Origin of the sequence: Brenneria sp. L4-2C, from assembly GCF_040240335.1 — a bacterium.
Taxonomy (GTDB): domain Bacteria; phylum Pseudomonadota; class Gammaproteobacteria; order Enterobacterales; family Enterobacteriaceae; genus Brenneria.
The window spans coordinates 36,369-52,550 of the sequence record NZ_JBEIAC010000004.1 but is presented as its reverse complement, the minus strand read 5'-3'; the positions used below and the strand labels follow the sequence as shown (position 1 = coordinate 52,550).

15 protein-coding genes are annotated in these 16,182 nt (G+C 56.5%); 11 read left to right on the top strand and 4 right to left on the bottom strand.

The features are described 5' to 3' along the window. The 4 genes from modC to ABRZ26_RS08125 form a co-directional block, all read right to left on the bottom strand. Nucleotides 1–1,059 carry a molybdenum ABC transporter ATP-binding protein ModC gene (gene modC, locus ABRZ26_RS08140; protein WP_319603757.1) on the bottom strand — a complete coding sequence of 353 codons (1,059 nt, stop codon included), beginning with the start codon at nucleotides 1,057–1,059 and terminating at the stop codon, nucleotides 1–3. After that, a complete protein-coding gene (modB, locus tag ABRZ26_RS08135; protein ID WP_319603756.1) occupies nucleotides 1,059–1,745 on the bottom strand; it encodes a molybdate ABC transporter permease subunit in 687 nt (228 codons plus the stop codon). Before modB ends, modC begins: the two co-directional genes overlap by 1 nt. A 52-nt stretch (nucleotides 1,746–1,797) precedes the next feature. Then, the gene (modA, locus tag ABRZ26_RS08130; protein WP_319603755.1) at nucleotides 1,798–2,571 is read right to left on the bottom strand and encodes a molybdate ABC transporter substrate-binding protein; all 774 of its coding nucleotides are present in this window, start codon (nucleotides 2,569–2,571) and stop codon (nucleotides 1,798–1,800) included. 253 nt (nucleotides 2,572–2,824) lie between these two features. Further along, nucleotides 2,825–2,974 carry an AcrZ family multidrug efflux pump-associated protein gene (locus tag ABRZ26_RS08125; protein WP_319603754.1) on the bottom strand — a complete coding sequence of 50 codons (150 nt, stop codon included), beginning with the start codon at nucleotides 2,972–2,974 and terminating at the stop codon, nucleotides 2,825–2,827. Nucleotides 2,975–3,189: 215 nt separating this feature from the next. Here ABRZ26_RS08125 and modE point away from each other — a divergent pair, with 215 nt between their 5' ends. The 11 genes from modE to gpmA all read left to right on the top strand — a co-directional run bounded on the left by modE (nucleotide 3,190) and on the right by gpmA (nucleotide 16,158). Then, nucleotides 3,190–3,975, top strand: a complete 786-nt coding sequence (gene modE, locus ABRZ26_RS08120) for a molybdenum-dependent transcriptional regulator (RefSeq protein WP_319603753.1) — start codon at nucleotides 3,190–3,192, stop codon at nucleotides 3,973–3,975. A gap of 62 nt (nucleotides 3,976–4,037) precedes the next feature. Further along, the gene (modF, locus tag ABRZ26_RS08115; protein ID WP_319603752.1) at nucleotides 4,038–5,522 is read left to right on the top strand and encodes a molybdate ABC transporter ATP-binding protein ModF; all 1,485 of its coding nucleotides are present in this window, start codon (nucleotides 4,038–4,040) and stop codon (nucleotides 5,520–5,522) included. A gap of 318 nt (nucleotides 5,523–5,840) precedes the next feature. Next, nucleotides 5,841–6,857, top strand: coding sequence for a UDP-glucose 4-epimerase GalE (gene galE, locus ABRZ26_RS08110; RefSeq protein WP_319603751.1), 1,017 nt, complete (start codon nucleotides 5,841–5,843; stop codon nucleotides 6,855–6,857). A 23-nt stretch (nucleotides 6,858–6,880) separates the two neighbouring features. Continuing rightward, the gene (gene galM / locus ABRZ26_RS08105; protein WP_319603750.1) at nucleotides 6,881–7,927 is read left to right on the top strand and encodes a galactose-1-epimerase; all 1,047 of its coding nucleotides are present in this window, start codon (nucleotides 6,881–6,883) and stop codon (nucleotides 7,925–7,927) included. A 241-nt stretch (nucleotides 7,928–8,168) separates the two neighbouring features. Continuing rightward, the gene (locus ABRZ26_RS08100) at nucleotides 8,169–8,414 is read left to right on the top strand and encodes a hypothetical protein (protein WP_319603749.1); all 246 of its coding nucleotides are present in this window, start codon (nucleotides 8,169–8,171) and stop codon (nucleotides 8,412–8,414) included. A 104-nt stretch (nucleotides 8,415–8,518) separates the two neighbouring features. Further along, nucleotides 8,519–8,959 carry a hypothetical protein gene (locus ABRZ26_RS08095; protein ID WP_319603748.1) on the top strand — a complete coding sequence of 147 codons (441 nt, stop codon included), beginning with the start codon at nucleotides 8,519–8,521 and terminating at the stop codon, nucleotides 8,957–8,959. Between the two features lie 74 nt (nucleotides 8,960–9,033). Next, nucleotides 9,034–9,378, top strand: coding sequence for a copper-binding protein (locus ABRZ26_RS08090; RefSeq protein WP_319603747.1), 345 nt, complete (start codon nucleotides 9,034–9,036; stop codon nucleotides 9,376–9,378). A gap of 13 nt (nucleotides 9,379–9,391) precedes the next feature. After that, complete coding sequence (locus ABRZ26_RS08085) at nucleotides 9,392–10,648, top strand: TolC family protein (RefSeq protein ID WP_319603746.1); 1,257 nt, start codon at nucleotides 9,392–9,394, stop codon at nucleotides 10,646–10,648. Further along, the gene (locus tag ABRZ26_RS08080) at nucleotides 10,645–12,135 is read left to right on the top strand and encodes an efflux RND transporter periplasmic adaptor subunit (protein WP_319603745.1); all 1,491 of its coding nucleotides are present in this window, start codon (nucleotides 10,645–10,647) and stop codon (nucleotides 12,133–12,135) included. Before ABRZ26_RS08085 ends, ABRZ26_RS08080 begins: the two co-directional genes overlap by 4 nt. Then, nucleotides 12,132–15,269, top strand: coding sequence for an efflux RND transporter permease subunit (locus ABRZ26_RS08075; RefSeq protein WP_319603744.1), 3,138 nt, complete (start codon nucleotides 12,132–12,134; stop codon nucleotides 15,267–15,269). The genes ABRZ26_RS08080 and ABRZ26_RS08075 overlap by 4 nt, the downstream gene beginning before the upstream one ends. A 136-nt stretch (nucleotides 15,270–15,405) precedes the next feature. After that, complete coding sequence (gene gpmA / locus ABRZ26_RS08070; protein WP_319603743.1) at nucleotides 15,406–16,158, top strand: 2,3-diphosphoglycerate-dependent phosphoglycerate mutase; 753 nt, start codon at nucleotides 15,406–15,408, stop codon at nucleotides 16,156–16,158. The last annotated feature ends 24 nt before the right edge of the window (nucleotides 16,159–16,182 follow it).

The window sequence follows — 16,182 nt, the reverse complement described above, 5'->3', positions numbered from 1 at the left end:
TCAGGCGGTAATCGATACGCTTTTTATCTGGGCATAAAGCTGCATATTCGGGCGCAGCGCCAATTCATCGCGCGCCCACGGCGTAATTCTCGCCCATAGGGTTTGATCGCCGACGACCAGCTTAACTTCGATTTGATCCTCAACATCAATGCACTCGACCACTCTGGCCGGGAGAACATTGCGGATGCTGCTCGCCGTTGACGGCTGTAATACCAGCGATACATCGGCGGCATTAATACGGATACGCAACGGCGTATCAATCGGCGCATCCACTTTCCCCACCCACAGGTGACGATCGCCCAGCGACAGCGCCGTCATCGCATAGCGGTCATGCTGTTCAAGCACGCGCACCTTCAATATGCTGCTTTGCTCTTCCCTCGGCAGCCAGGGACGCAACGCGCTGCTGGCCCAGACCGCTTCCAGCATACCCTGCGCCTTGACTTTGCCCTGATCCAACACCAGGACGCGATCCGCCAGCCGCAGGATCTCTTCCATACTATGGCTGACATACAGAATGGGAATATTCACTTCTTTCGCCAGACGCTCCAGGTAAGGCAACAGCTCCCTTTTTCTCGGCAAATCGAGCGAAGCTAACGGTTCGTCCATCAGCAGCAGATCGGGTGCGGTTAGCAACGCGCGGCCAATCGCCACTCGCTGCTTTTCTCCCCCCGATAACGTCAGCGGATAGCGCCTCAGCAAGTGTTCAATGCCCAGCAGCCGGACGATGTCGGCGAACTGTTCGTCCATGCCGGCGGCCATGCCATAACACAAATTACCGCGGACACGATAATGGGGAAATAAGCGCGCGTCCTGAAAGACATAGCCGATTCGGCGCTTTTCCGGCAGCAGAAAAATAGACTTCCGGGTATCGACCAATACGCGCTCGTTCAGCATGATGCGCCCGGAATCAGGGCGGGTTAATCCGACAATGGCATTGATTAATGAAGTTTTCCCTGCCCCGGAAACGCCGAAAACGGCAGTAATGCCGCTGGCGGGTAAATCCTCTTTGACGCTGAGATGAAGATCGCCCAGCTGTTGTTCAAAATCGAGCTGTAGCATTAGCCCCCCAACCGTTTACGGCTCCAGTTCGTCAGCCACTCGGACAGCAGCAGCGAAACCAGAGAAAGCGCGATGGCAATGACGCACAGCCTTGCGGCGTCGGTTTCCGCGCCGGGCGTTTCGATCAGCGTATACATCGCCAGAGGGATGGTTCGGGTTTCGCCAGGAATATTGGAAACGAACGTGATGGTCGCGCCGAATTCGCCCAAAGAACGGGCAAAAGCCAATACCGTACCCACCACGATACCAGGAAAGGAAAGCGGCAAGGTAATGGTAAAAAACACGCGCCAGGGCGATGCGCCCAACGTGCGCGCCGCCTGCTCAAGACGCGTATCCACGGCTTCCAGAGACAAGCGAATCGCCCTGACCATCAGAGGAAAAGCGACAATCGCCGACGCCAGGGCCGCGCCGCGCCAACTGAAACTAAAGCTGAAACCAAACCAGTCGTACAGCCAGGCGCCTATCACTCCCCGCCGGCCCATGGCGATCAATAACAGATAACCGATGACCACCGGCGGCAACACCAGCGGCAAATGGATAATGCTATCAAGCAGCGATTTACCGGGGAAGCGGAAACGCACCAGAATCCACGCCATCAGGATCCCCAACGGCAGGCTGCATACCACCGCCGCAAGAGAAACCTTGAGGCTGAGTTCAACGGCCTGCCATTCATAGTCACTTAACATGGATAGTCACTTAACATGGATAATCACTTAACGTCGATAGCCGCTTAACATCCTAGCGCGGAGTAAAGCCGAAACGTTTAAAGACTTCCGCCGCCGCCGGCGTTTTCAGGTAGTCATAGAAACCCGTCGCCGCCGCACTGTTGTGATCTTTCACAATCGCCATCGGGTATTCCACCGGCTTGTGGCTGCTGGTTGGGAAAATGCCGACCACTTTGACTTTGTCGCTGGCGACGGCATCGGAACCATACACGATACCTAACGGCGCTTCTTCGCGTTCAACCAGCGCCATGGCGGCGCGCACGTTGTTCGCCCGCGCCATCAGAGGCGAAAGCGTATCCCAGGCTTTCAGATTTTGTAAGGCTTCTTTAGCGTAAATACCGGCGGGAACATGATCCGGATCGCCAACGGCCAGACGACCGCCGCTCAACAGGCTTTTCCAATCGGTTTTATCATTCAGGACCACGTCTTTAACGGCGCTGGTTTTCGGCGCGATCACCACCAGCTCATTACCCAATAGCGTATAGCGGGTCGTGCTATCCATCAGATTTTTATCCTGGGCGTAATCCATCCACTGCTGATCGGCGGAAATGAACATATCGGCAGGCGCGCCCTGCTCGATCTGACGCGCCAGCGTCGAGGATGAAGCATAAGAGGCGACAATCGTGACATTTTTCTCTTGCTGATATTGCGTAGCGATTTCCTGTAATGCGTTCGTCAGCGATGCGGCTGCAAACACGGTCACTTTTTCTTCCGCCGCCATTGCCGGCAGCGCAACGCCGGCGCAAAGCGCCAGCGCGGTAAACCATTTTATCCAATGCTTCTTCATTTCCGTCTCCCGATGACACCGTTGTGTAGCCGATAATATAACGATAATTCCATCAGTGTCTATGTGGTTTAACGGCTGTTAGGCGCAAAAGATCCGCGGCGTGCGGACGTTGGAATCGGGAGACGGCGCCAAGGGGAAGACGGGGAGGAGGTCAATCAGTTCCTCGCCTTGTCAGGGCGAGCCTCCCCTGACAAGGGGGAGGCCGGGAGGGGGTCGTAATCGCAATGCGCTGAATTTCCAAAACAACCTGAAATCAATGCTGCTTTTTAACTTCTTCGGTATGACCGATATTGGAAAGAACGTTAAATACTTCGCCCAAACCATAGATGGCGCCCAAAATAATCGCCATCATTACCGGCACCATCGCTATGGCAAATAGCAGGCTTGTTAATAACTCCAACATGCTTACCTCACTTATCGCAACGCTTACCGCTACGCGAGTCGCTTACCCGTTGAATCGCGTCATCGTAAGCTATCATAATCATCATAATGAATCGGCATTGTATCTTAATAATAGGAAATAGCGCTGCCATTCGTGCGATTTGCCCCTGATGAAAAAAATGGCGACAATACAAATTATTAAAACCAAATTTCACTCACCTTTGGTGGACCCGTGCCATGCAAGCTGAAATTCTGCTGACCCTCAAGCTGCAACAACGTCTATTCGCCGACCCGCGGCGCATCGAATTACTGAAACAAATCCGCCATACCGGTTCAATCAGCCAGGGCGCCAAACTGGCGGGCATCAGCTATAAAAGCGCATGGGACGCCATTAACGAAATGAATCAATTGGCGGAGCAAACACTCGTTGAACGCATGACCGGCGGCAAAGGCGGCGGCGGCACCCGGGTGACCCGCTATGGCGAACGACTGATTCAGCTTTACGACCTGCTTGGCCAAATTCAGCAGAAAGCCTTTGACGTACTGCACGAAGATCATCTGCCGCTGGACAGCCTGCTGGCGGCCATTGCGCGTTTTTCACTGCAAACCAGCGCCAGGAATCAGTTTTTCGGCACGGTGATCGCACGCAGTCATCAACAGGTGCAGCAACATCTGGAAATTTTACTCGCTGACGGCAAAACGTCGATCAACGCATTGATTACCCAACAAAGCGCCGAGCGTTTACAACTTCAGTCCGGTAAAGAAGTCTTGGCGCTGGTTAAAGCGCCCTGGGTGAATTTGTGCGTGGAAACGCCGCCGCAAGCGGATAACGTCCTTAACGGGCGGATCGCGCGCATTCAGCCTGGCGCCGACAATAGCGAAGTGCTGGTCGCGCTGGCCGGTGGGGAAACGCTTTGCGCGACGGTGCCGAATTCCGTGGTCTCACAACAACGTTTCCAGCCGGAGCAGCCGGTCTACGCTTATTTTGATGCCGACAAGGTGATTATTGCAACGCTCTGCTAACCCTGCCCGCAGTCTGATACACCATTGGTTCGAATTTAACACCCGTCTTAGGAAGGTCAAAAATGTCGTTGTTGAAAATATCGCAAGGGTTATTCCGCTTAAGCGATACCCGCGTGCTGCGTCTGGATGAACTGACGATCGAAAAACATCAATGCTGGGCTTTCGTCGGCGCGAACGGCAGCGGAAAGTCGGCGCTGGCGCGCGCCCTGTCCGGTGAGTTACCGCTGTTGAGCGGCGAACGCCAATGCGACTTTCAGCGTATTACCCGATTATCGTTTGAACAGTTGCAACAGCTGGTTTCCGCTGAATGGCAACGCAATAACACCGACATGCTGAGCAGCGGTGAAGACGACACGGGTCGTACCACCGCAGAGGTCATTCAGGATGCGGTAAACGACCCCGCACGTTGCCGGCAACTGGCGCAGCAGTTTGGCATCGATCATCTGCTGGCGCGTCGCTTCAAATACCTTTCCACTGGCGAAACGCGTAAGACCATGCTGTGTCAGGCTTTGATGCCTCGCCCGGACCTGCTCATTCTGGACGAACCCTTCGATGGGCTGGATGTCGCCTCGCGCCGACAGCTTGCCGAACATCTGCCTGAGCTGGCCGACCAGGGGTATACGCTGGTGCTGATTTTGAATCGCTTTGACGATATTCCTGACTTTATCCAGCACGTCGGTATCCTTGCCGACTGTACCCTGACCCGCCTCGGGGAACGCGAAGCGCTGCTGTCAGAGGCGCTGGTCGCCCAACTGGCCTACAGCGAAAAACTGGCCGGCAGCGCCCTGCCCGAACCAGAAGATCCACGGCAGCAGGCGATGCTTCCCGAGAATGAACCGCGTATAACGTTGCGTAACGGCGTCGTACAATATAACGATCGTCCGATACTGCATGGCTTAAGCTGGCAGGTGCTGCCGCGCCAACACTGGCAGATTGTCGGCCCGAACGGCGCGGGAAAATCCACGCTGCTGAGCCTGATTACCGGCGATCATCCACAAGGTTACAGTAACGATCTGACTCTGTTTGGCCGTCGGCGCGGCAGCGGCGAAACCATCTGGGATATCAAACGGCATATCGGTTACGTCAGCAGCAGCCTTCATCTCGACTATCGCGTCAGCGTCAGCGTGCGCAACGTGATTCTTTCCGGTTTTTTCGATTCCATCGGCATCTATCAGGCGGTTTCCGACCGCCAGCGTCAGCTGACCAATCAGTGGCTGACCCTGCTGGGCCTTGACGGCGCGATCGCGGACGCCCCTTTTCAATCATTATCCTGGGGCCAGCAGCGCCTGACGTTGATCGCCAGAGCATTGGTTAAACATCCCGCGTTGCTGATCCTTGATGAACCGTTGCAAGGGCTGGATCCGCTGAATCGACAGTTGGTGCGCCGCTGGCTGGATATTCTGATCGGAGAAGGCGACACGCAGTTGCTATTCGTTTCCCATCATGCGGAAGACGCCCCGCAGTGTATTACGCACCGTCTGACGTTTGTCGCCAGAGACGAGGTATATGACTATCAAATTGAAAAAATCGCCGGGAGCGATGTTTAACGCCGCTTGCGACGGCCCGGAGGGGGACGCGTCATAAGCGATCGCCGGGCGTGATTCATCAGGATTCTGATTGATCTTCTCACTGTAAACCAGAATCCTATAAGCCCTACCCGTTCAAGGATCGGCACATTAGTGATAACGCTACCACTTTTAATATCATAAAGTAGAAAATCGCGTTTTACTTGCATGAAAGCAGCATTTGAATACGGGCTTGCCCGTTAAAAAGTTATTCATAACAGGCGCTATTTTCGGCTATGGATCACCTTTTTCAGCCTCAGGCCATGTTATTTTTTTATCAATCTTCAAGCAGAGGTCATTATGAACGTTCTTGTTACTGGTGGAAGCGGTTACATAGGAAGCCATACCTGTGTGCAACTCCTGGCCGCCGGGCATCAGCCCATCATTCTTGATAATTTATGCAACAGTAAAGCCAGCGTCGTTAAAACCATCACGCAGCTGACAGGAAAAACGCCCGATTTTTATCAGGGCGATATACGCGACGGCGCGTTGCTTGATGACATTTTCGCCCGGCATGCTATCGATTCAGTGATCCATTTCGCCGGCTTAAAAGCGGTGGGTGAATCCGTCCAGAAACCGATCGCATACTATGACAACAACGTCTACGGCACGCTGGTGTTGGTTGAAGCGATGAAAAAAGCCGGCGTGAAAAACCTGATTTTCAGTTCATCCGCCACCGTTTACGGCGATCAGCCGCAAATCCCCTATCAGGAAAGTTTCCCGACCGGTCATCCCGCCAGCCCTTATGGCCGCAGTAAGCTGATGGTTGAACAAATTTTGCAGGATCTGCAACATGCCGAACCGGACTGGAGCATCACGCTGCTGCGTTATTTCAACCCGGTCGGCGCGCACCCGTCAGGCGAAATGGGCGAAGATCCGCAGGGCATTCCCAACAACCTGATGCCTTATATTGCTCAGGTCGCCGTTGGCCGCCGTGAATCACTGGCCGTTTTCGGCAATGACTACCCGACGGAAGACGGCACCGGCGTGCGTGATTACATCCATGTCGTCGATCTGGCCGACGGCCACGTCGCCGCGATGAATACTCTGCAAAATCGCGCCGGCGTGCATATTTATAATCTGGGCGCCGGCGTCGGCTATAGCGTCTTGCAGGTGATCGACGCCTTCAGTCAGGCATGCGGCAAACCCGTCGCTTATCATTTCGCGCCACGCCGTCAGGGCGATCTGGCCGCCTATTGGGCCGATGCGGAAAAAGCCGCCAGGGATCTGAACTGGCGGGTAAAACGTTCGCTGCAAGAAATGGCGCAGGATACCTGGCGCTGGCAGTCCTCCCATCCTAACGGCTACCCGGACTAACTAAATACGTACAGGAGCAGGCCATGTTGAATGAAAAAAGTGCCGCGCCGGCGCCGGATGGTCAGCCATTTCAGCTAACCACGTTGCAAAACCAGGCCGGCATGCGCGTGCGTTTAATGGATTGGGGCGCAACCTGGCTGTCCTGTGAACTTCCCCTGGCGGATGGCGAGGTTCGCGAAGTGTTGCTGGGGTGCGCCTCGCCTGAACAATATCCGCAGCAGCAGGCCTATCTCGGCGCGTCGATCGGCCGTTATGCCAATCGCATCGCCAATGCCACGATCCGACGCGGAGATGAAGTTTTTCATCTGACGGCCAATCAGGGAGAACACCAGTTGCATGGCGGGCTGGAAGGTTTCCACGCCCGACGCTGGCGGATCCTCAGTCAGGATGCGTCGCAGGTCACCTATCAACTGCACTCTGCGGACGGCGATCAGGGATTTCCCGGCCAGCTTAGCGTGCAGGCATGCTATCGCCTGACCGAACAGAACGCGCTGGAAATCGAATACCAGGCCGTCGCGGAGAAACATTGCCCGGTGTGCCTGACCAATCATGCCTACTTTAACCTTGACGGCAGCCCGGCAGACGTGCGTCAACATCGGTTGCAACTGTTTGCGGACGATTATCTGCCGGTAAACAGCGACGGTATTCCCATCGCCGGCCTCGCCGAAGTAAACGGCACCGGAATGGATTTCCGCCAGCCTAAAACGCTGGGGAAAGACTTTCTGCGCGACCAGGATCAGATTGCCGTCGGCGGTTACGATCATGCTTATCTGTTGCACCGAACCTGCGGTTCCGGCGCAAGTCCGGCGGCCAATCTATGGTCATCCGACGGACGCGTATTGATGAGCGTGTTTACCAGCGCGCCGGCCCTGCAACTCTACAGCGGCAATTTCCTCGCCGGAACGCCTTCGCGTGGAGATCGGGCTTATGAAAATTATGCCGGCGTCGCGCTGGAAAGCGAATTCCTGCCGGACAGCCCCAATCACCCGGAGTGGCCGCAGCCGGATTGCTGGTTAAAACCGGGAAAGGTTTATCGTTCTGAGACGACGTACCAGTTTTTTTCCCAATAACCGGCAACCTCATCGTCCCCGCCTGCGCGGAAATGACGCAAAAGAGTACCCGTCATCCCCGCGGCAGTTGGCGGAGATCTCCTGCTGAAACCGTGAATAGTCATTGACTGATTCCCGCCTGCGCGGGAATGACTGAGGGGAAAGTCATTCCCAAATATCTCCCCGTCATCCCCGCGGCAGTTGGCGGGGATCTCCTGCTGAAACCGTAGACAGCCATTGCCTGATCCCCGCCTGCGCGGGAATGACGCAGAAGAGTACCCGTCATCCCCGCGGCAACAGGCAGGGATCGCCCGCTGAAACCGTAGACAGCCATTATCTGATCCCCGCCTGCGTGGGAATGACGCAAAAGAGTACCCGTCATCCCCGCGGCAGTAGGCGGGGATCGCCCGCTGAAACCGTAGACAGCCATTACCTGATCCCCGCCTGCGTGGGAATGACTAACAAGAGTATCCCGCCATCCCCCTCGGCGGCAGGAGGTTCTGCGTGACAGAAAAGATCCCGCGTCGCCAATTTACAAATCTCTTCAATTTCCCGCTTGCCCGCGTCAGTTTCCGACTATTACACTGCCATGGCATTCAGTAAGGATATGTCATGTCAGCATCCGGATTATCGCCTTCCTTTATTCACCACCTGCGCCACAAGGGCCGGTGGGGATGGCTGTTAGCCTTATGCTGGCTATTTCTGAATGCTCAACTGGCCCTCGCCGGGCATCATTGCGATCTGACGATCAACAATGTATCCCCTTCCGTGCAGCATCAGGCGCACCTGCAACAAACGACGTCTCATTCATCCCATCATGATGCGATGCCGAAACACTCGGCAGGGCAACAGACGCCGCTGTGCGAAAAACACTGTGTGCCGGACACCATCAAACAGGACAACGCATCGCCGGCGTTACTGGCGCTGCCGGTCAGCAGTGAGTTAGCGCTGGCCGCTGCGCCGCGAGAAGCGAATTGCGCCAGTCATGTATGGTTCACCCCTCCGGTTGCCGGCCCCCCGGCCGAAATCCGTTTCTGCCGCTTTATCGAATAGCTCAACAACGATTAACCAGTCTGCGCCAATTGGCGTAATCGTCTGTTATTTATCGTTTTTATGGAGCTATTCTTATGCGCACCACTTATATGGCGTTTATCGCCGGCCTGCTTCTTTCTTCCTCTTTATGGGCCAATGAGCATCAGCATCACGCGCCGACATCGCCCGACGCGTCCAAAACCGCAGCAAAGGTCTACCAAGCCAGCGGGATAATTAAACAATGGGATACCCGCAGCGTCACCATTTCCCATACGCCCATTGCCGACTTGCAGTGGCCGGCCATGACCATGGCCTTCAGGCTGCCTGACGCCTCCGATGAACCTCTCAAACCGTTGCCGGTTAACACGCCCGTCGCCTTCAGTTTTATCCAAAGCGACAGCGGCTATACCTTGACCAATATTACTCCGCGGCAACAATAAAAGAGGATCGAACATGAGCCTATCCAAACGCCCTTCTCCGGGGTGGCTGGCGATGTTGCTGTGGCTGCCTGCCGTGTCGTTTGCGGCGGATCTGGATCTGAATCAGGCCTTACAGGCGGCGGAGCGCTATTCCGCCGAGCTGTCGGCCAATAATCATCAGATTCGCTCGCTGCAAAACATGGCCGATTCCGCCACGCAACTCCCGGATCCTCAACTCAAATTCGGCGTCGAAAACCTGCCGTTGGGGGGAAATAACGGCGGCCGACTGACGCGAGAAGGCATGACGATGCAGCGCATCGGCATCATGCAAACCTATGTCAGCAGCAGCAAACGCGAAAACAAGGCGCAAACGTTCCGCGTGGAAGCCGATAGCCTGCGCAGCAACCGTGAAGCTATTCGCGCCCGTCTGCAACGGGAAACCGCTCAGGCCTGGCTGGAGCTGGCGCTATCGCAGCAATCCCTGCAAGAGGTCAAATCGTTGGTCAATGAAAGCCGGCGGCAGATTCCGTTGCAAAAGGCCGGCGTCGCAAGCGGCGGCGAAGCCAGTAACGTACTGGACGCCCGTCTGACGCTGGCGGCCATGCAGGATAAACTGGCCGATGCCGAACGGGATGTGCAAATCGCGCGCGCCAGGATGGTGCAACTGACCGGCATACCGGATATCAATATCCGCGGCGCGCTTCCCCGCTTTGAACGTTTACCCGCCTCGCCCGACGAGCTGAGCAAAACGATTCATCTGCACCCGGAGATGCAGCTGGCGCAACGCGAATCCGAACTGGCTCTGGCTCGCTCGGCGCAATCCTCGGTGGCGGCCATTCCCGATGTGGGCGTTGAACTTTATTACGCCAAACGTGGCGACGACTACGACGACATGGCCGGCGTGATGGTGACCGTCGATCTGCCGCTGTTCAAATCCAAACGGCAGGATAAAGACTACGCCGCCGATGTGGCCCGCACGCAGGAAGCGCGCGACAACGTACTGTTAACCGGCAGAGAGCATCAGGCGCAGCTTGCCACGCTGATCGCGCAGTATCAGGCCGCTCAGTCGCGCTGGCAGCGGCAGAAAAATGAGGTGCTGCCTCTCCAGCGACAGCGCATCAAGCTGATCCAGACCCAGTATCAGTCCGGCGTCAGCGACCTTGCCGCCGTGCTCGAAGCCCGTCGCTCGCTGCTTGAAAGCCAGATTGACGCACAGACTACCGCTCGGGAGATGGCTCAGTTTTGGGCAGCCATTCGTTATCTGACGCCACAGGGAAACCCATTGCAATGAATAAACCACTCACTATCAGCCTGCTGACGCTGGCGATCGCCGGCGCGCTCGGCGTCGGTTATTTCTGGGGCGGCCAGCAACCTCGGACAACCGCCGTCGCCTCGCCGGCACAAAGCGAACGTCCGGTGCTGTACTGGTACGATCCCATGGTGCCGGATAAACGCTTCGATAAACCGGGTAAATCGCCGTTTATGGATATGCAGCTCATCCCCCGTTATGCCGATGAAGCGCAGGATGACGGCGGCGTCACCATCAGCCCTCGTCAACAGCAAAATCTGGGCGTTCGCACCGCGCAGGCGAAAATCCGATCGCTCGACACGCAAATTTCCGGCTATGGCAGCGTGACGCTGAACGAACGCGGGCTGCGCACCATCGTCGCGCCCAGCGGCGGTATTGTCGAACGGCTTAATGTCAATGCGTTGCAACAGCAGGTGAAACAGGGGGAAACATTGGCGACGCTGTGGAACCCCGCCTGGAGCGCGGCGCAGCAGGAGTATCTGGCGGTACGACAGTTGGGCGATCGTTCGCTGACGCAGGCCGCGCGCCAAAAGCTGTCTCTGTTGTTTATGCCGGAAGCGGTGATCCGAGAAGTGGAGCGTAGCGGGAAACCGCAGTCCCGAGTGACGATCGTCGCGCCGGCAAGCGGTTACGTGAATAAACTGGAGGTGCGCGCAGGCATGCAGTTAACCCCGGCGCAGCCGTTATTCGAATTGGCGAGTTTAGATCCTGTCTGGGTCGAGGTGGATTACCCGCAGGCGCAGGCGGCGCAGTTGACCGTCGGCAGCGAAGCGATAGCCGGCAGCAACGCCTGGCCGGGAAAAACCTTTCGCGGCGCCATCAGCGAACTATTACCGGTACTGGATGACGCCACCCGGACGCTGAAAGCGCGCGTGGTGCTGGAAAATCCTCAGCACCAGCTCAAACCCGGCATGTACCTGTCGGTACAGATCGCCGGTCAGAAGCCACAGCCGCGCCTGATGATCCCGCAACAGGCCTTGTTGGTTAGCGGGAGCCGGAATCGGGTATTGCTCAGCGAAGGCGACGGCCACTTCGTGCCGCGCAACGTCACCGTCGGCATCACTCAGAACGACTGGGCCGAAATCACCGACGGCCTGCGCGAAGGCGACGCCGTCGTCACGTCGGGTCAGTTCCTGATCGATTCCGAAGCCAGCCTGCGCAGCTCGCTGTCGCAGTTTGGCGATGAAAAACCGCAGACATCGCCGTCGGAAGCGAATGGGCAGCCCGCCGGGTATCAGACGCAGGGGGTCATCAAAGCCATCAACGGCGACCAGCTTACCATTGAGCATGACGCCGTTGCGGCGCTTAACTGGTCGCCGATGACCATGGACTTCACGCTGCCGGCAGACGGACTGCCGCCGGGAATTGGCATCGGCAGCAAAGTCAGCTTCCGTTTTAATATGGATGACAACGGTATTCATATTCAGCGCATCGCGCCGCTTAATGCCGAGCATGGAGGCCATCAATGATTGCTTACGTCATTCGCTGGTCGCTGAAAAACCGGCTGTTGGTGCTGTTGGCCGCGTTACTGATGGCGGCCTGGGGGATTATATCGCTACAGAAAGCGCCGCTGGATGCCCTGCCCGACCTTTCAGACGTTCAGGTGATTATCCGCGTCAGCTATCCCGGCAAAGCCCCGCAGGTGGTGGAAAATCAGGTGACTTATCCGCTGACCACCACCATGCTGTCGGTTCCGGGGGCGAAAACGGTGCGCGGCTTTTCCATGTTCGGCGACGCGTACGTCTATATTCTGTTCGAGGACGGCACCGACCCTTACTGGGCGCGCTCCCGCGTGCTGGAATATCTCAGCCAGGTACAGTCAAGTCTGCCCGCCGACGCCAAAACCTCCCTCGGGCCCGATGCCACCGGCGTCGGCTGGATCTACGAATATGCCCTTGTCGATCGCAGCGGCAGGCATAGTCTGGCGGATCTGCGGGGAATACAGGACTGGTTGCTCAGGTTCGAACTGAAAACCATCCCTAACGTCGCCGAGATCGCCAGCGTCGGCGGCATGGTGAAGCAATATCAGATCGTGGTCGATCCGGAACGGATGCGGGCGCAGAATATTACCCATCAGCAAATCATCAGCGCTATTCAGGCGGCGAATCAGGAGAGCGGCGGTTCGGTCGTAGAGTTGGGTGAAGCGGAGTATATGGTTCGCACCGCCGGCTATCTGAAAAATGCGCAGGATTTCAATCAGGTCGTCGTCACCATGCGCAACGGCATTCCGGTGCTATTGCAGGATGTCGCCACCCTGCGCGAAGGGCCGGAAATGCGCCGGGGCATCGCCGAGCTGAATGGCGAAGGCGAAGTGGCCGGCGGCATCATCGTCCTGCGCTACGGCAAAAATGCGCTGGAGACGCTGCATGCGGTCAAGGCGCGCCTTGCGGAAATTCAGAAAAGCCTGCCGGCCGGCGTAGAGATCGTCCCCACCTACGATCGTTCCCAACTGATTGAACAGGCGATTGAAACGCTGAGTCATAAGCTGCTGGAAGAGTTTGCGGTGGTTACCGTTATCTGCGCCCTGTTTCTGTTTCATTTCCGTTCGGCGCTGGTGGCGATCATCAGCCTGCCGCTGGGGATCCTTGGCGCGTTTATCATCATGCGTTATCAGGGGGTAAACGCCAACATCATGTCGCTGGGCGGCATCGCGATTGCGATCGGCGCCATGGTGGATGCGGCTATCGTGATGATAGAAAACATGCACAAAGTGGTTGAACAGTGGCGACATCAAAATCCGGGGAGAAATCCGCACGATAAAGAGTGGTGGCAACTGGCCGAGCGGGCCGCTACCGAAGTCGGCCCAGCGTTGTTTTGCAGCCTGCTGATCATCACGCTGTCGTTTGTGCCGGTGTTCTCGCTGGAAGCGCAGGAAGGCCGGATGTTCTCGCCGCTGGCCTTCACCAAAACCTATGCGATGGCGGTCGCCGCCGGATTGGGGATCACGCTGGTTCCGGTGCTGATGGGCTATTTCGTGCGCGGCAAGATCCCTGACGAACAGGCCAACCCGCTGAACCGCTGGCTGATCGCCTTATATCATCCGGTGTTACAGAAAGTGCTGAGCTATCCGAAAACCACCCTGTTGGTCGCCGGCGGCCTGTTGCTGCTCACGCTGTTTCCGCTTAGCCGCCTCGGTAGTGAATTCATGCCGCCGCTGGACGAAGGCGATCTGCTCTATATGCCGTCGACGCTGCCCGGCATCTCTGCGCGGGAAGCGGCCCGGCTGTTGCAACAAACGGACCGACTGATCAAAACCGTTCCCGAAGTCGAGTCGGTTTTTGGTAAAGCCGGCAGAGCGGAAACCGCGACCGATCCCGCGCCGTTAACCATGCTGGAAAGCACCATCCGACTAAAACCGCGCGATCAATGGCGGACGGGAATGACCATGGATAAGCTGATTGCCGAACTGGACGCCACCGTCAACTTACCCGGTATCGCCAACGTGTGGGTGCCGCCGATCCGTAACCGTCTGGATATGCTGGCCACCGGCATCAAAAGCCCGGTGGGCATCAAGGTGAACGGTAATAATTTGCAGGATATCGAGCGCATTGCCGCGCAAATCGAGCAGGTAGTGAAGAACGTGCCGGGCGTCACCTCCGCGCTGGCCGAACGTCTGGCCGGCGGCCGCTATATCGATATCGATATCAATCGCCTGCGGGCTGCGCGCTACGGCGTGTCGGTGGATGAGTTACAGTCGCTGGTATCGACGTTGATCGGCGGACAAAATATCGGCGAAACCATTGAAGGCCGCCAGCGCTACCCCATCAATATCCGTTATCCGCGCGAGTTGCGCGATTCGCTGGATAAACTGCGGGATTTGCCGGTGGTGACGGAGAGCGGCGCGCGCGTTACGCTGGCCGAATTAGCCGATATCAGCGTCAGCGAAGGCCCGCCGATGCTGAAAAGCGAAAACGGACGCTTATCCGACTGGATTTATGTCGATCTGCGCGGACGGGATTTGAAATCCGCCGTGCAGGACATGCAGCAGGCCGTTGCCAGTCAGGTCACGCTGCCGGAAGGCATCTCTCTCAGTTGGTCGGGACAATTTGAGTACCTGGAGCGGGCGACGGAGAAAATGAAAATCGTCGTTCCCTTCACGCTGCTGATTATTTTCGTGCTGCTGTATGTCACGTTTAACCGCATCAGAGACGCGTTGCTGATTATGGCGACCCTGCCCTTTGCGTTGATCGGCGGAGTCTGGTTGCTCTATATTCTGGGCTATAATCTCTCCGTCGCCGGCGCGGTAGGGTTCATCGCACTGGCCGGCGTTTCCGCCGAATTCGGCGTCATCATGTTGCTCTATCTCAATCACGCGGTGGAAAAACACCGCGTGGATGGGCAGCCGCTCTCGCGACAGCAGCTAATGGCCGCCATTCATGAAGGCGCGGTACTGCGCGTACGGCCGAAGATGATGACCGTTGCGACGATCATGGCCGGTTTATTGCCGATCATGTGGGGCGGCGGCAGCGGTTCTGAGATTATGCAACGCATCGCCGCGCCGATGATTGGCGGCATGGTCAGCGCGCCGCTGCTTTCCATGCTGGTGATCCCGGCGGTTTATCTGCTATTGCACAAGAATGATTCGAATCGGCTGAAACGATAAAGCTGAGCGTGATTTTGAACAAACATCACGCTGATAAATGGCGTTGACCGTCGACTATCGATTGCCGATAACCGCCCTCCGCCCCTATAATGGAGCGAGTTATCACAGAAATCTTAGGATATGAAGGAGTTTAGCTATGGCTGTAACTAAGCTGGTACTGGTAAGACACGGTGAAAGCCAGTGGAACAACGAAAACCGCTTCACAGGCTGGTACGATGTTGATCTGTCCGACAAAGGTCGTTCAGAAGCAAAAGCCGCAGGTAAGTTACTTAAAGATGAAGGTTTTTCCTTTGACTTCGCTTACACTTCCGTGCTGAAACGTGCTATTCATACGCTGTGGAATATACTGGACGAGCTGGATCAAGCCTGGCTGCCAGTGGAAAAATGCTGGAAACTGAACGAACGTCATTACGGCGCGCTGCAAGGTTTGAATAAAGCGGAAACCGCTGAGAAATACGGCGACGAGCAAGTTAAACAGTGGCGCCGCGGCTTTGCCGTTACCCCGCCGGAACTGACCCGCGATGACGAACGTTTCCCTGGGCACGATCCGCGCTACGCTTCTCTGAGCGACAAAGAACTTCCGCTGACTGAAAGCCTGGCTCTAACCATCGAACGTGTGGTTCCTTACTGGAATGAAACCATTCTGCCGCGCATCAAAAGCGGCGAGCGCGTTATTATCGCCGCTCACGGCAACTCACTGCGTGCTCTGGTCAAATACCTGGACAACATGGGCGAAGACGAAATTCTTGAACTGAATATCCCAACCGGCGTGCCGTTGGTTTATGAGTTTGATGAAAACTTCAAACCGATCAAACACTACTATCTGGGCAATGCTGATGAAATCGCAGCAAAAGCCGCGGCGGTAGCGAATCAGGGTAAAGCCAAGTAATTAGGCTTAACCAGTAAAAAACCC

Excerpts from the sequence above, each read along its gene's own strand:
- modC (WP_319603757.1), bottom strand. The coding sequence starts at position 1,059 with ATGCTACAGCTCGATTTTGAACAACAGCTGGGCGATCTTCATCTCAGC.
- modB (WP_319603756.1), bottom strand. The coding sequence starts at position 1,745 with ATGTTAAGTGACTATGAATGGCAGGCCGTTGAACTCAGCCTCAAGGTT.
- modA (WP_319603755.1), bottom strand. The coding sequence starts at position 2,571 with ATGAAGAAGCATTGGATAAAATGGTTTACCGCGCTGGCGCTTTGCGCC.
- ABRZ26_RS08125 (WP_319603754.1), bottom strand. The coding sequence starts at position 2,974 with ATGTTGGAGTTATTAACAAGCCTGCTATTTGCCATAGCGATGGTGCCG.
- modE (WP_319603753.1), top strand. The coding sequence starts at position 3,190 with ATGCAAGCTGAAATTCTGCTGACCCTCAAGCTGCAACAACGTCTATTC.
- modF (WP_319603752.1), top strand. The coding sequence starts at position 4,038 with ATGTCGTTGTTGAAAATATCGCAAGGGTTATTCCGCTTAAGCGATACC.
- galE (WP_319603751.1), top strand. The coding sequence starts at position 5,841 with ATGAACGTTCTTGTTACTGGTGGAAGCGGTTACATAGGAAGCCATACC.
- galM (WP_319603750.1), top strand. The coding sequence starts at position 6,881 with ATGTTGAATGAAAAAAGTGCCGCGCCGGCGCCGGATGGTCAGCCATTT.
- ABRZ26_RS08100 (WP_319603749.1), top strand. The coding sequence starts at position 8,169 with ATGACGCAGAAGAGTACCCGTCATCCCCGCGGCAACAGGCAGGGATCG.
- ABRZ26_RS08095 (WP_319603748.1), top strand. The coding sequence starts at position 8,519 with ATGTCAGCATCCGGATTATCGCCTTCCTTTATTCACCACCTGCGCCAC.
- ABRZ26_RS08090 (WP_319603747.1), top strand. The coding sequence starts at position 9,034 with ATGCGCACCACTTATATGGCGTTTATCGCCGGCCTGCTTCTTTCTTCC.
- ABRZ26_RS08085 (WP_319603746.1), top strand. The coding sequence starts at position 9,392 with ATGAGCCTATCCAAACGCCCTTCTCCGGGGTGGCTGGCGATGTTGCTG.
- ABRZ26_RS08080 (WP_319603745.1), top strand. The coding sequence starts at position 10,645 with ATGAATAAACCACTCACTATCAGCCTGCTGACGCTGGCGATCGCCGGC.
- ABRZ26_RS08075 (WP_319603744.1), top strand. The coding sequence starts at position 12,132 with ATGATTGCTTACGTCATTCGCTGGTCGCTGAAAAACCGGCTGTTGGTG.
- gpmA (WP_319603743.1), top strand. The coding sequence starts at position 15,406 with ATGGCTGTAACTAAGCTGGTACTGGTAAGACACGGTGAAAGCCAGTGG.